General features: G+C 69.5%; 11 protein-coding genes. 2 read left to right on the top strand and 9 right to left on the bottom strand.

Features of this window, described 5'->3' with window-relative positions; genetic code table 11:
- Position 1 precedes the first annotated feature (1 nt).
- Entirely contained in the window at positions 2–601 is a 600-nt protein-coding gene (locus tag BKA10_RS02385) for a gamma carbonic anhydrase family protein (RefSeq protein ID WP_183498434.1), read from the bottom strand.
- 251 nt (positions 602–852) lie between these two features.
- Between BKA10_RS02385 and gdhA the strand changes: the two genes are divergently transcribed.
- Positions 853–2,211, top strand: coding sequence for an NADP-specific glutamate dehydrogenase (gdhA, locus tag BKA10_RS02380; RefSeq protein WP_248199066.1), 1,359 nt, complete (start codon positions 853–855; stop codon positions 2,209–2,211).
- A gap of 181 nt (positions 2,212–2,392) precedes the next feature.
- Here the strand turns inward: gdhA and mfd are convergent, their stop codons facing one another.
- The 3 genes from mfd to BKA10_RS02365 form a co-directional block, all read right to left on the bottom strand.
- On the bottom strand, positions 2,393–5,998 hold the full coding sequence (gene mfd, locus BKA10_RS02375; RefSeq protein ID WP_183498433.1) for a transcription-repair coupling factor: 3,606 nt from the start codon (positions 5,996–5,998) through the stop codon (positions 2,393–2,395).
- Positions 5,999–6,099: 101 nt separating this feature from the next.
- On the bottom strand, positions 6,100–6,684 hold the full coding sequence (gene pth / locus BKA10_RS02370) for an aminoacyl-tRNA hydrolase (protein ID WP_183501014.1): 585 nt from the start codon (positions 6,682–6,684) through the stop codon (positions 6,100–6,102).
- Positions 6,685–6,759: 75 nt separating this feature from the next.
- A complete protein-coding gene (locus tag BKA10_RS02365) occupies positions 6,760–7,395 on the bottom strand; it encodes a 50S ribosomal protein L25/general stress protein Ctc (protein ID WP_183498432.1) in 636 nt (211 codons plus the stop codon).
- A gap of 177 nt (positions 7,396–7,572) precedes the next feature.
- Here BKA10_RS02365 and BKA10_RS02360 point away from each other — a divergent pair, with 177 nt between their 5' ends.
- Positions 7,573–7,728, top strand: coding sequence for a hypothetical protein (locus BKA10_RS02360; protein WP_183501265.1), 156 nt, complete (start codon positions 7,573–7,575; stop codon positions 7,726–7,728).
- On the opposite strand, the gene BKA10_RS02355 is transcribed toward BKA10_RS02360, so the two are convergent.
- From BKA10_RS02355 to uxaC, 5 genes are all read right to left on the bottom strand, one after another.
- Complete coding sequence (locus tag BKA10_RS02355) at positions 7,713–8,189, bottom strand: gluconokinase (protein ID WP_183501013.1); 477 nt, start codon at positions 8,187–8,189, stop codon at positions 7,713–7,715. The two genes, BKA10_RS02360 and BKA10_RS02355, sit on opposite strands and share 16 nt — an antisense overlap.
- Before the next feature lie 71 nt (positions 8,190–8,260).
- Complete coding sequence (manD, locus tag BKA10_RS02350) at positions 8,261–9,499, bottom strand: D-mannonate dehydratase ManD (RefSeq protein ID WP_183498431.1); 1,239 nt, start codon at positions 9,497–9,499, stop codon at positions 8,261–8,263.
- A gap of 39 nt (positions 9,500–9,538) precedes the next feature.
- Positions 9,539–11,320, bottom strand: a complete 1,782-nt coding sequence (gene uidA, locus BKA10_RS02345; protein WP_183498430.1) for a beta-glucuronidase — start codon at positions 11,318–11,320, stop codon at positions 9,539–9,541.
- A 100-nt stretch (positions 11,321–11,420) separates the two neighbouring features.
- The gene (locus tag BKA10_RS02340) at positions 11,421–12,833 is read right to left on the bottom strand and encodes a mannitol dehydrogenase family protein (RefSeq protein ID WP_183498429.1); all 1,413 of its coding nucleotides are present in this window, start codon (positions 12,831–12,833) and stop codon (positions 11,421–11,423) included.
- 8 nt (positions 12,834–12,841) lie between these two features.
- Positions 12,842–14,239 carry a glucuronate isomerase gene (gene uxaC, locus BKA10_RS02335; RefSeq protein WP_183498428.1) on the bottom strand — a complete coding sequence of 466 codons (1,398 nt, stop codon included), beginning with the start codon at positions 14,237–14,239 and terminating at the stop codon, positions 12,842–12,844.
- Positions 14,240–14,273: the final 34 nt, after the last annotated feature.

Raw genomic sequence — 14,273 nt, 5'->3', positions numbered from 1 at the left:
GCTAGTCGATGCGGCGATCGTCGCGGTGACGGGCCAGCGACGCCCCATACCGCTCGGCGAGCTGGATCATGAGATCGGGAGTGTCGCGGTCCAGGCCGAACACATAGCCGGGGAAGTCGAGTTCGTGCTGCAGCGCCCAGATCTCGTCATGCCGCTCGGGCGGCAGCAGCTGGGCGGGGTCCCCGACGGCGACCCACCCGATCGGGACGACCGATTCGGGCGGCAGCACCGTGCGCAGGTGCACGACCGCGTTGATGCGCACCTCGCTGTGCTCGCCGATGCGTGCGCCGTTGAACACCCGGGTGCCCGTCGCGAGGAAGACCTCGTCGGCGATCGTCGCGCCGGAGATGGATGTCATGGGTCCCACCAGAACATGCGATCCGATGTGGACGGAGTTCGTGGCGGTCGCGCGCACCAGCGCGTTCTCCATGACGATGACGTTGTCGCCGAGGGTGATCGGCCCGCCCTCGGCCGTGATGACCGCGCCATGAAGCACCTGGCATCCTGCCCCGATCGTCACGTCACCGGAGATCACCGCCGTCGGCGCGATCACGGCTTCCGGGTGGATGCGGGGCGACGCCCCGAGATGCTCGAACTGCACGGTGGCTCCTTCCCGGGCGGCAGCGCCCGCTGCGGCCAGCGTAGCGCGGCCGATGACTTCGACACCGAGCTTCGCCGCGCGAGGGGTTAGGGTGTATCGATCCCTTTCGTGCGCCACGCATTCCGCGTGCCCCGAGTCGGCCGCCCACCCTGCTGGCCCTCGACCGCCCCGTGAACCCGCGGGGATGGGAACGCACCAGCGCCACTGCCGTCGCACCGGGAACCCGATTCCTCCGGCAAGAAAGCCCCACAGTGCCTGAAACCCTCGTCGCCCTGCCCCCCGTCGTCCGTGACGTCTTCGAGAGCGTGGTCGCCCGCAACCCCCACGAGCCCGAATTCCAGCAGGCCGTGCACGAGGTGCTCGAATCGATCGCCCCGGTCGTCGAAGAGCACCCGCAGTTCGCCGAGAACGGCATCCTCGAGCGGCTCGTCGAGCCCGAGCGTCAGATCATGTTCCGCGTGCCGTGGATCGACGACGCCGGCAAGCTGCAGGTCAACCGCGGCTACCGCATCCAGTTCTCGTCGGTCCTCGGCCCGTACAAGGGCGGGCTGCGGTTCCACCCGTCGGTGAACCTATCGATCATCAAGTTCCTCGGCTTCGAGCAGATCTTCAAGAACGCGCTGACCGGTCAGGGCATCGGCGGCGCCAAGGGCGGCAGCGACTTCGACCCGCACGGCCGCTCCGACGCCGAGATCATGCGCTTCTGCCAGTCGTTCATGAGCGAGCTGTGGCGCCACCTCGGCGAGCACACCGACGTGCCCGCCGGCGACATCGGCGTCGGCTCCCGCGAGATCGGCTACCTCTTCGGCACCTACCGCAAGATCACCAACCGCCACGAGTCGGGTATGTTCACCGGCAAGGGCGTGCAGTGGGGCGGCGCGGAGGTGCGCACCGAGGCGACCGGCTACGGCACGGTGTTCTTCGCCCAGGAGATGCTCGCCGTCCATGGCGAGGCGTTCGAGGGCAAGCGCGTCATCGTCTCGGGCTCGGGCAACGTCGCGATCTATGCGATCGACAAGGCCCGCCAGCTCGGCGGCCTGCCGGTCACCGCGTCCGATTCCTCGGGCTACATCCTCGATGAGGACGGCGTCGACGTGGCGCTGCTGCGCCAGCTGAAAGAGGTCGAGCGCGCCCGCATCTCGGAGTACGTCGTCCACCGCCCCCGCGCGAAGTTCTTCGAGGGCGCACAGCCGTGGGAGGTACCGGGTGAGATCATCCTGCCCTCTGCCACCCAGAACGAGCTCGAAGAGCCCGCCGCCCACGCCCTCATCGCCGGTGGTGCCCGCGTCGTCGCCGAGGGCGCGAACATGCCCACCACCCCCGGCGCGGTCGCGGCCTTCCAGCACGCCGGCGTGCTGTTCGCGCCCGGCAAGGCGGCCAACGCCGGCGGTGTGGCCACCTCGGCGCTCGAGATGAGCCAGAACGCCGCGCGCCAGCGCTGGAACTTCAGCGACAGCGAGTCGAAGCTGCAGGCGATCATGAAGGACGTCCACGACGCCGCCTTCGACGCCGCCGCACGCTACGGCCGCCCCGGCGACTACGTCGTCGGCGCGAACTCCGCCGGCTTCGAGCGCGTCGCCCACGCGATGATCGCCCAGGGCGTCATCTGACCCGGCCGGCGCCGCCGCGGCATCCACTCACCGGCTTCATCCGTCGCAAAGCGCTCCCGACCCGCGCCGTGACGACACTTCGCGCCGGATGAGCGTGCGCACCGCCTCTTCATCCGTCGCAAAGTGCTCCCAACACGGGCCGTGACGACACGTCGCGCCGGATGAACCGGCGCCGCGGCGCTCAGGCGGCGTCGGGCTTCGGCGGCGGGAACAGCTGGTCCAGCAGCTGACCGGTCCATGCGATCAGGTCGGCGTCGGCGAGCGCCTCGCCGCCGGCGGTCGGCAGCGGCACGACCATCGCGTCGCCACCGGACAGCAGCTTGGCCTTCGGGTGCAGCCGGCGCAGCCGCACCTGGATCGAGTCGGGCAGGTGCGCCGGCGCGATGCGCAGGTTCGGGCCCATCGCGACGACATCGGTCAGGCCCGCCTGCGCTGCCCGGCGGCGCAGCCGTGCGACGTCGAAGATGCCGCGCACCTCTTCCGGCGGCTCGCCGTAGCGGTCGGTGAGCTCTTCGAACACGAGGCCGATCGCGTCGTCCGAAGAGGTGATGGATGCCGCCGCCGAGAGCTTCTGGTACGCCTCGAGCCGCAGCCGCTCGCTGTCGATGTAATCGTCGGGGATGCGCGCCTGGACGGGCAGCTCGAGCCGCAGTTCGGCGGGGCCTTCGGTCTCCTCGCCCCGGAACGTGGCCACGGCCTCGCCGATCATCCGCAGGTACAGGTCGAATCCGACGCCGGCGATGTGACCGGCCTGCTCCGCGCCGAGCAGGTTGCCGGCGCCGCGGATCTCGAGGTCCTTGAGCGCCACCTGCATGCCCGACCCGAGGTCGTTGTTGACGGCGATGGTCTCGAGGCGGTCGGCCGCCGTCTCGCTGAGCGGCTTCTGATCGTCGTAGAGGAAGTACGCGTAGGCGCGCTCGCGTGCCCGCCCGACCCGGCCGCGCAGCTGGTGCAGCTGCGACAGCCCGTACTTGTCGGCCCGGTCGATGATGATCGTGTTCGCGTTGGCGATGTCGAGGCCGGTCTCCACGATGGTCGTCGACACGAGCACATCGGCCCGGCGCTCCCAGAAGTCGTCGACGACCTGCTCGAGCGCGGTCTCCCCCATCTGCCCGTGGGCCACGGCGATGCGCGCCTCGGGCACGAGCTCGCTCAGCTGCGCGGCGACCCGCTGGATCGACTGCACCCGGTTGTGCACGTAGAACACCTGGCCCTCGCGCAGCAGCTCACGGCGGATCGCCGCGGCGATCTGCTTGTCATTGCGCGCGCCGACGTAGGAGAGGATCGGATGCCGGTCCTCGGGCGGGGTCTGCAGGGTCGACATCTCGCGGATGCCGGTGACGGCCATCTCGAGCGTGCGCGGGATGGGAGTCGCGCTCATGGCGAGGATGTCGACGTTGGTCTTGAGCTTCTTCAGCTGGTCCTTGTGCTCGACGCCGAAGCGCTGCTCCTCGTCGATGATCATGAGCCCGAGGTCCTTGAAGATCACCTTCTCGGTGAGGATGCGGTGGGTGCCGATGACCATGTCGACGGTGCCGTCGGTGATCCCGGCCAGAGTGTCACGGGCCTGCTTGTCGGTCTGGAACCGCGACAGCGCCTTGACCTTGACCGGGAACCCGGCGAAGCGCTCCTGGAACGTCTCGAAGTGCTGCTTGACCAGCAGGGTCGTGGGCACGAGCATGGCGACCTGCTTGCCGTCCTGGATCGCCTTGAACGCGGCACGGACGGCCACCTCGGTCTTGCCGAAGCCGACGTCGCCCGACAGCAGCCGGTCCATCGGGATCGGCTTCTCCATGTCGGCTTTGATCTCGTCGATGGTCTGCAGCTGGTCGGGGGTCTCCGCGAACGGGAACGCCTCCTCCAGCTCACGCTGCCAGGGTGTGTCGGGACCGAACGCGTGGCCCTTCGAAGCCATGCGCGCCGAGTAGAGCTTGACCAGCTCCACCGCGATGTCACGGACGGCCCTGCGGGCCTTGCCCTTGGCCGCGGCCCAGTCGCTGCCGCCCATCTTCGAGAGGGCCGGAGCCTCACCGCCGACGTAGCGGGAGAGCAGATCGAGCTGGTCGGTGGGCACGAACAGCTTGTCGCCGGGGTAGCCGCGCTTGGCCGGCGCGTACTCGAGGACCAGGTACTCGCGAGTGGTCTTGACCGGGTGCCGCCCGCCGCTGGACACCTCGCGCTGGGTGAGCTCCACGAAGCGGCCGATGCCGTGCGTGTTGTGCACGACGAAGTCGCCGGCCTTCAGCTGCAGCGGGTCGACGACGGCCTTGCGACGGGATGCCAGCTTCTTCACGACACGCTGGTCGCCGCCGATCGTGCGGCCGTAGAACTCGGTCTCGGTCAGCACGGCGAGCTTCGCATCGGTGGCCTGGAAGCCGCGTTCGAGCGTCGAGACCACCGCGTGCGCGACGCCGGGCTCGGGCGGGGTGAGGACTTCGCCGACCGTGCGCGCGGCGATCCCCCGCTCGGCGAGCACATCGCGGGCGCGGTCGACGAGACCGGCACCGGATGCCGCGATGACGACGCGCCAGCCGTCCGCCAGCAGCTGGCCGACGTGAGCGGTGGCGCCGTCGACGTTGCCCTGGAAGGACGGGACGGGGTCGGCCGGCACGCGGATCGCGGCCGCCGCCTCCAGAGCCACCTCGACATCGTCCGACATCAGGCCCTCGGCGGCGGCATCGGCTTCACCGGAGTCGAAAGCGCTCAGCCGCCACCACACGTCACCGCGCGCACGCGCGGCGGCACGCAGCTCGGGCAGCGTGAGGAAGTCACCGGCGCCGAGGTCGATCGGCGTCTGCGCGCCCGCCGTCGCGGCGCTCCAGGCGGCGTCGAGGAACTCTCGGTTGGTCTCGCCGAGGGTGATGGCGCGGGTGACCGCGCGTTCGGGGTCGACGAGAGCAACGGCCGTCTGGGCGGGAAGGTAATCGGGCAGCGTCACGAGCCGGTCGACGACCGCCGGCAGCAGCGACTCCATGCCCTCGACCGGAATACCCTCGGACATCTTCTCGAGCATCGTCTGCAGCCCGGGGAAGTCCTCGCGCAGCTGCCGCGCGCGCGCACGCACGGCGTCGGTGAGCAGCAGCTCTCGCGCCGGCACCAGTGTCACGTCGCGCACCTCGCCGGGCAGCGACCGCTGATCGGCGACCGAGAACGCCCGGATCTGGTCGACCTCGTCCCCGAAGAACTCGACACGGTACGGGTGGGCGGCGATCGCCGGGAAGACATCGAGAATGCCGCCGCGCAGAGCGAACTCACCACGCCGCGAGACCATGTCCACCCGGTGGTAGGCCAGCTCGACCAGGCGCAGCGCGACTTCGCCGAGCTCGTGTCCGCGGCCACCCACGACCAGCTCTATGGCGGGGACGTCGGTCAGGCCGGCGGCCAGCGGCTGGATCGCACTGCGCACCGACGCGGTGACCACGAGCGGCGTCTCGCCCTGCCAGCGCGCGACGCGGCCGAGCACGTCCAGGCGCATGCCGACGGTCTCGGCGCTCGGGCTGAGCCGCTCGTGCGGGAGCGTCTCCCAGGCCGGGAAGTGGAGCACCTCGGCACCGGGCAGAAGGGCGCCCAGCGCCGGTCCGAGCGACTCGACGCGCCGCCCGGTCGGTGCGATCACGAGCAGGGCAGGGGGCTTCCCGGCGGCCCGGCGGCGCTCGACGAGCGAAGCCAGCAAGGGGGCGTCGAGCCCTTCGACGAGGGAGAAGTCCGCGTCGACGGATGCCGCGGCGACCGCGTCCCGGTACGACTCGGCCTGCTCGAGGGCGCGCACGATCCCGGGAACTGTCACCGGAAGAGTCTAGCCACGGTGACAGGTGCGCGGGCCGCACAGAGTCGCACCTGGTCACCGCAGTCCGCTTCCGGGGGCCCGCATCGGGATCCGCCCCGGAGTCACTCCCGCGGCGCGTGGTGCTTCTGCTGCGCGGCGAGCAAGCCCTCGTCCACGAGCTGCTCGACGGCGTCTGCCGCGTCCGAGATCAGGTTCGGCAGGCCTTTGCGCTCGGTCGCGCCGAACGGGTCGAGCACCCAATCGGCGGCGTCCTGCCGGCCGGCGGGTCGCCCGATGCCGACCCGGACCCGCGCGAACTGCGGGCTGTCCAGCGCCTTGGCGACGTCGCGCACGCCGTTGTGGCCGCCGTGGCCGCCGCCGGTTTTGAGCTTGACGGAGTCGAACGGGATGTCGAGGTCGTCGTGGATGAGCACGACGCGCTCGGGCGGGACGGCGTAGAAGCGCGCGAGGGCCGACACCGGTCCGCCGGACACGTTCATGAACGAGTTGGGCTTGGCGAGCACGAGCTTCGCCCCGCCGGGGCGCAGCCACGTCTCGGCGACCCGGGCGTTCGCCTTGTGGGCGCGCAGCGTCTCCCCGCGGCGTGCGGCGAGCTCGTCGATCACCATCTGCCCGATGTTGTGACGGGTCGCCTCGTAGCGGGGTCCGGGGTTTCCGAGCCCCACGACCAGCCAGGTCTCAGCCACGGCATCCGTCCCTTCCGACGACGAAGCCCGCCGCCACCAGAACAGGCGGCGACGGGCTTCGGACATGAGATGTGCTTACTCGGCGGCCTCTTCGGCGGCCGGCTCTGCGGCGGCGGCCTCTTCGGCCCCTTCCGCGGCCTCGGCAGCCGCATCGTCGGTGGTCGGCGCTGCGGGCACCGCGATGGCGACGATGAGCGTCTCGGCATCGGTGAGCAGCGCCGAGCCCTTGGGGAGCTTCAGGTCGCCCGCGAGGATCTGGACGCCCTCTTCGAGTCCTTCGACGTCGACCTCGACGTGCTCGGGGATGTGGGTGGCCTCGACCTCGAGCGACACGGTGGTGTTGTCGAAGTTGACGATGGTGCCGGCGAACGACTCGCCCACGACGGTGATCGGAACGTCGACGTGGACCTTCTCGCCCTTCTTCACGACGAGCAGGTCGATGTGCTCGATGATCTGGTGCACCGGGTCCTTCTGCACGTCCTTGATCAGCGTGAGCTGCGTCTTGCCGTCGAGCACGAGCTCGAGCACCACGTTCGCGCGGCGGATGAGCAGCGAGATCTGGTGGCCCGGCAGGGCGACGTGGACGGGCTCGGTGCCGTGGCCGTAGACAACGGCGGGGATCTTGCCGGCGGCGCGCAGACGGCGGGCGAAGCCCTTGCCGAAGTTCTCGCGCAGCTCGGCCTGGACCGTGGTGTCGGTCTCGGTCGACATGATTGCTCTCCTTGCGGGCCTTCGCGGCCCAGATATGGGTCTCTGGTCTCGACTCGAACGCGCACGCGCACGCGTGAGGAAAGCCGTGAAGCCTGCATCACCGCGTCGATCACGGACGCCGTTCGCAGGCAGTCCCTCGCCGAGGTCGTCTCAGTCTACCAGCGCCCGGCTAGGATGATGACCGTCCCACCACGCACCGAGGAGGCCCCCATGGACTACGGCTGGATGACGCACCTGATCTTCTGGATCATCGGCGCGATGGCGGTCGTGGGCGGCATCGGTGCGATCGGCGCCATGTGGTCGATGGGGCGCTCGGGCTACCGCAAGGACTGAGAGTCCAGCGCGGCGATCGTCCGCGAGACCACGGACTCGAGATCCGCGTCGTTGGCCACCCGCACGCCGCGCTCATCGCCGGTGAGCGGTTCGAGCGTCGCCAGCTGCGAGTCCAGCAGGGCAGGCGGCATGAAGTGGTCGCGGCGCGACATCCGCTCACGCAGCTCTGCCTGCGCGACCACGAGCTCGACGAACACGACATCCGGCGCAGTCGCTCGGATCCGGTCGCGGTAGGTGCGCCGCAGCGCTGAGCAGGCCACCACGATTTGTGCGTCCCGCGCGAGCGCCGAGCCGACCGCGTCGAGCCACGGCGCGCGGTCGGTGTCATCCAGCGGCATGCCCGCGCGCATCTTCGCCACGTTCGCCGGCGGATGCAGGTCGTCCCCGTCGACGAAATGTGCCCGCAGCCGGGCTGCCACAGCCGCGCCGACGAGCGACTTGCCCGATCCGCTCGGTCCCATCACGACCACCCGCGTCATCCGGCTCCCTCCCTCCGCGATGGCCGCTGCCATCGGCACGAGGATATCCCGGGTCACCAGTCGTGCACTGTTCCGTCGAGCAGACGGTTGTAGGGCAGGTAGGCCTGCTCGTACGGGTACTTTCCCGCCTCGTCGACGTCGAGCGTCACGCCCAGGCCCGGCTCGTTCCCGGGGTGCAGGGACCCGTCGGTCCAGGTGAACGACTGCTGGAAGACCGCGTTCGTCTTCTCGGAGTGCTGCATGTACTCCTGGATGCCGAAGTTGTGGATCGACAGGCCCAGGTGCATCGCGGCGGCCATGCCGACCGGCGAGATGTCGGTCGGCCCGTGCATGCCCGACTTGATCTGGTACATCGCCGCGTAGTCGAGGGTCTTCTTCAGCGGTGAGATGCCGCCCATGTGGGTCACGGCGCCGCGCACATAGTCGATGAGCTGGTCGCGCACGATGTCTTTGAAGTCCCAGACGGTGTTGAAGATCTCGCCGATCGCCAGCGGTGTGGTGGTGTGCTGACGCACCAGGCGCAGCGCCTCCTGGTTCTCGGCCGGCGTGCAGTCCTCCAGCCAGAACAGGTCGTACGGCTCGAGATCCTTGCCCAGACGCGCCGCCTGGATCGGTGTCATGCGGTGGTGGCCGTCGTGCAGCAGCGGGATGTCCGGACCGAATTCGCCTCGGACCGCCTCGAACACGCCGGGGAGGTGGTTCAGGTAGGCGCGGGTGTCCCAGTCCTCCTCGACCGGCTTCGCGCCGCGGCGGGCCGGCTCGTGGTCGTATCGGACGGTCGCGTCGCCGACGTCGGCGCCCTGCGCGGCGATGCCGTAGATCGCCTTCAGCGTCGGCACCCCCGTCTGCACCCGGATCGCCTTGTACCCCTGCTCCTGATGCGCGCGGATCGAGTCGAACAGCTCCGGCAGCTCCTTGCCCGACGCGTGCCCGTAGGCCATGAGCCCGTTGCGCGATGCGCCGCCCAGCAGCTGGTACACCGGCATCCCCGCCGCCTTGCCCTTGATGTCCCACAGCGCCATGTCCACCGCGGCGATGGCCGCCATGGTCACCGGCCCGCGGCGCCAGTACGCCCCCCGATAGAGGAACTGCCAGGTGTCCTCGATGCGGCTCGCGTCGCTGCCGATCAGCAGCGGCACCACATGCTCACGCAGATACGCGACAACGGCCAGCTCACGCCCGTTCAGCGTCGCATCGCCGACGCCCACGTGTCCCTCGTCGGTGGTCAGCCGCAACGTGACGAAGTTGCGCCCCGGGCTGGTGACGATGACTTCGGCTTTGTCGATGATCATGGTTCCTCCGGTTGTGGGTTCGGGACGGATGCCGGACTGTCAGCGGCCGAGGTTGGTCCAGCGTGCGCGCAGTGCGTGCGCTGCCGCCTTGGGGCGGCGATCGCGGGTGAACACACCCTTCTTGTTGCCGTCGACGCGAATGATTCCCGGCGCCGTCTGGAAGTCTGCGAAGTTCCACACGTGCTCGCCGACGAACGACTCGATCCGGTCGAACACGCGATGGTTCATCTCCAGGTACGAGGTCTGGTACTCCTCGGTCCACGGCTGGTCGAACACGGAGTGCAGACCCGCGACGGTGTCGGCGCCGTACTCGGTCATGATGATCGGCTTGCCGAACTTCGCCTCCCACCCACGCAGTTCTCCCTCGAGGTGCTTCTCGGCACTGGCGAGGTCAGCGTTGTCGAGGTACCAGCCGTAGTAGCGGTTCAGGCACAGCACGTCGAACAGGTCGGCGATGCGATCCTGCTGGAACGTCGCGAGCATCACGTTGACGAAGGTGATCGGACGGGTCGGGTCGAGCTCACGGGTCAGGGTCGCCAGCGGCTCGAAGTACTCGCGGGCGCCGTCGGTTCCGGAGTCCGGCTCGTTGGCGATCGACCACATCACGACGCTGGGGTGGTTCTTGTCGCGGGCGACGAGCTCGCGCAGCGCCTGGGCGTGCGCCGCCTGGGTCTGCTCGTTGACACTGTCGGGGCCGAAGGTCGGCACGACGGGGCCGCCGAGGAATCCTCCGATGATCGAGTAGTTCAGGCCGACCGCCGCGGTCTCGTCGATCACGACGATGCCGTGGCGATCGGCGTAGTCGAGCACCTCTTCGGCGTACGGGTAGTGCGAGGTGCGGAAGGAGTTCGCGCCGATCCAGTTCATCAGCTCGAAGTCGTGGACGAGGTAGGCGTCGTCGTGACCCTTGCCGCGCACCGCCGTGTCTTCGTGCTTGCCGAACCCGGTGAAGTAGAACGGCTTCCCGTTGATGAGGAACTGATTGCCGCGCACCTCGACCGTTCGCACCCCGATCGCGAGGGGGTAGCTGTCCAGCACCGCGCCGTCCCTCACGATCTCGGCGACGAGCTCATAGAGGTACGCGGCCCCGGGCTGCCAAAGAGCGACGTCGGCGATGCGGACGGTGCCGTCGGCGCCGGTGGCCTCGCCGACCGCCACGCCCTCGGCGTCCGCGATGCGAACGCGGACCTCGGACGCGCCGTCGACATCGGTGGTGGCCACGTCGTACCGGACGAGACCATCTGTGCCGTCGACATCGGTGACGATCGTGATGTCATCGATCCGGGCCGCGGGGGCGCTGTACAGCCACACCGAACGCGCGAGGCCGGCGTAGTTGTAGAAATCGTGGAGGTAGGTCTGCTTCTTGCGACCGTCGGCATCGACGGTGACGTTGCCCGGCGGGATGGTGACGTTGGTGAGCACATTGCTGACCCCGATGGTCAACCGCACCTCTTCGCCGGGGACCACTTTGTCAGTGATGTCGGCTTCGAACGGCGTGTATCCCCCAATGTGCTCGGCGACGAGGTCGTCGCCCACGTACACGCGCCCCTCGTGCGTCGCGGCGTCCACGCGCACGAAGACGCGCTCCCCGTTCCAGCCCCGAGGCACGCGCACCTGACGCTGATACCACACCCAGCCGACGTGGTCGCGCACGGCGGCGTCGACGAAGAGGTCGTTGTAGCTGGCCGGCACGGGTGCCTCGCGGGTACCGGCGAGCACGCCTGTCCAGGGCGCGTCTCCCGCCGCCGTGTCGAGGGCGAACCGCCACAGCCCATCCAGGCGGACGAGTTCGCGGGTGGCTGTGGATCGGGGCTTCAGCATTTCTCTCCTCGAGCGACGTTGCTTGACGTGACCGGGACGATCGCGATCCTCTTCATCCAAGCAGTCTCGGAACAGAATGGCAAGCGGTTGCCACTAGCTCTCAAGCGAGTCGGGGGATGACATCGCGCACCGCCTGCAGGTAGACGGCATCGGCTGCCAGGCCCTCGTCGACGAGGGCGAGCAGCGCCCGCAGCGGGTCGGCTGCCGCGCTGGCCGCGGTGATCGCGTCGCACTGCGCGTCGATGAGCTCGAACCGGCGGAGGACGAGCGCTATCCACGCCGCGATCGGCGTTGCCGTGGCCGATGCGGCACGGCCGGCTGCCCGCTCGGCCCGCGCGACGGGAGCGATGCGCACGCGCAGCTTCGTGAGCGCCTCGGGAGCGATCTGCGCGAGGTGGTGCTCGATCCGCGCGTTCTCGAAGCGCTTCAGCAGCGCCGTCCGATACCGGTTCAGCCCGAGGTCGGCCGGCAGGTGTCGCACAGCCTCGTCCCACAGCCGCTCCACCTCGGCACGGGACTCGTCGTCGCCGATCGCATCGGCCACGGTGCGGTGGCCACGGAGCAGCCCCGTATAAGCGAGCAGCGAGTGGGCACCGTTGAGCAGCCACAGCTTTCTACGCTCATATGGCTCGACGTCCGGCACGAAGCGTGCGCCGGCACGCTCCCAGTCCGGGCGGCCGGCGGGGAACCGACCGCTGAGCACCCAGTCGGTGAAAGGCTCCGTAACGACGGGCGAGGAGTCCGCCCACCCGGTCAGTGTCGCGACGGCGGCCACGTCGTCCGGGGTCGTACGCGGCGTGATGCGATCGACCGACGTCGAGACGAATGAGACGTGCTGTGAAATCCACTCCCCCAACTCGGGCAGAGCGCCCCGAGCGAGCGCGATGACGCCGCGCCGCACATATGCGCCGTTGCCGGGCATGTTGTCGCACGGCACGACCGCGATCGGACCGGCATCTGCCTGCCGCCGTGCCTCGAGTGCGCGCACGAGTCGCCCCAGTGCGGTGGTCAGCGGCGGCGCATCCGCGTCCGCCGCCGCACCGTTCAGCACGGCGCGCAGCGCCGCGATGTCGGCGACGACGAGGGGGTCGGCCGTGTCTGGCGTACCGTCGCTGCGCAGCCGGTAGCCGGACTCGGTGACGGTCATCGTGATGACCGCGGTCGTGGGAGCGGCGAGCAGCTGCATGAGGCGACCGACGTCGGCGCCGTCCACGACCTCGACGATGCTCCTCACGAGAGTGGTCCGGTCGCCATCGGCCGAGCGTTCCACCAGCGTGAACAGGCCATCCTGCGGAGCGAGCTCGTCGGCGATCGCCGCACTGCGACCAGTGAACGCCGCGATTCCCCACGCGTTCTCGTCGTCCACCTGGGTCGTGTACCAGGCCTGATGGGCGCGGGCGAACGCACCGAGGCCGATGTGCACGATGCGCACCGGGGCTGCGGGGGCGCGCTCGCCGGTGCGCGTCTGCAACGCCGCGCGAGTGAGCTTCACGGCGGCCTCGGTCGCCGGCATCCGGGCATTCACAGCTTGAACGCCTTCCGAGGGACGGCGTCGACGAGGTCGGATGCCACCCGCTCGGCCTGCCGCAGGGTGAACCGTCCCTCGCGGACGAGACGCGCGAGGAAGGCTGCGTCGCTTCGACGCGCCATGTCGTGCCGTGCGGGGATCGACAGGAACGCCCGGGTGTCGTCGATGAATCCGGCGCCGCGGTAGAAGCCTGCCGTCTCCGTCACCGCCGCGCGGAAGCGCTGCACCGCATCCGGAGCGTCGAGGAACCACCACGGCGCCCCGATGTACACGCTCGGGTAGAAGCCCGCCAACGGGGCAACCTCACGCGAGTAGATCGTCTCGTCGATTCCGAACAGCACGAGGTGAAAGTCCTTGGCGAGCCCGAAGTCCTCCAGCAGCGGCTGCAGGTTTCCGGTGTAGTCGATCGGGACGGGGATGTCGTGGCCGGTGTCCGGACCGAAGCGGTCGAATGTCGCACGCGAATGGTTGCGATGCACCCCTGCATGCACGGTCATCACGAGACCGTCCGCGACGCTCATCCGCGCCATCTGGTAGAGCATATGCCCTGTGAACGCTCGCGCTTCCTGCGCTGTCAGCGTCCCTGCGACCGCACGCCTATAGAGCGCGGATGCGTCGACCGGGTCCAGGTCGAGGGTCAGCGGCTCACGCACCCCGTGGTCTGCCGACACCGCACCGTGCTCGATGAAATGGGCACGTCGCTGCTCGATCGCGCGGAGGTAGCCGGCGAAGTCGTCGATGGCGACACCGATCGAGGAGGTGAGCCGCTCGATGTTGCTGCGGAAGGCCGGTGCTGTCGGGTCCAGGTAGGCGTCCGGGCGGAAAGTGGGCAGGACGCGCCCGCCGAACGCCGGGTCGGCAGCCAGGGCGGCGTGCGCCGCCAGATCGTCCATCGGATCGTCGGTGGTCGCGAGCACCTCTATGTCGAAGCGGTCGAACAGTGCGCGGGGGCGGAACTGCGGACTCGTCAACTGCCGGGCGATCCGGTCGTAGATGTCGTCTGCGTTGGCGGCCGAAGGCTCCTCGGTCACCCCGAAGAGCGTACCGAGGATGTGCGTGAGCCAGTAGCCCGACGCGGTCGCATAGTAGAGGTGCCAATTGCCGCACAGGATTCGCCAGGCGGCGCGGGGGTCCGCGGCAGGGGCAGTGCCGACACCGAGTTCGCTGAGATCGACGCCGGCGGCGTGCAGCATCCGGGTGACGTAGTGATCGGCGGTGATGAACAGCTCGGCGGGATCGGCGAACGGCGCGTCCTCGAGCAGCAGTCCTGGAGGCACGTGGCCGTGCGGCGAGAGGATCGGCATGTCGGCGACCCGCTCGTAGAGCACGCGGGCGATGTCGCGTGTGGCCGGATCGACCGGCAGCAGCCGATCGGGGTCGAGGTGATCCATGGTCTTGCCTTCTCTCGGTCGAGTGTCAACCGGT

It is taken from the genome of Microbacterium invictum, assembly GCF_014197265.1.
GTDB classification, from domain to species: Bacteria; Actinomycetota; Actinomycetes; order Actinomycetales; family Microbacteriaceae; genus Microbacterium; species Microbacterium invictum.
This window is presented reverse-complemented; position numbering and strand designations above follow the sequence as displayed.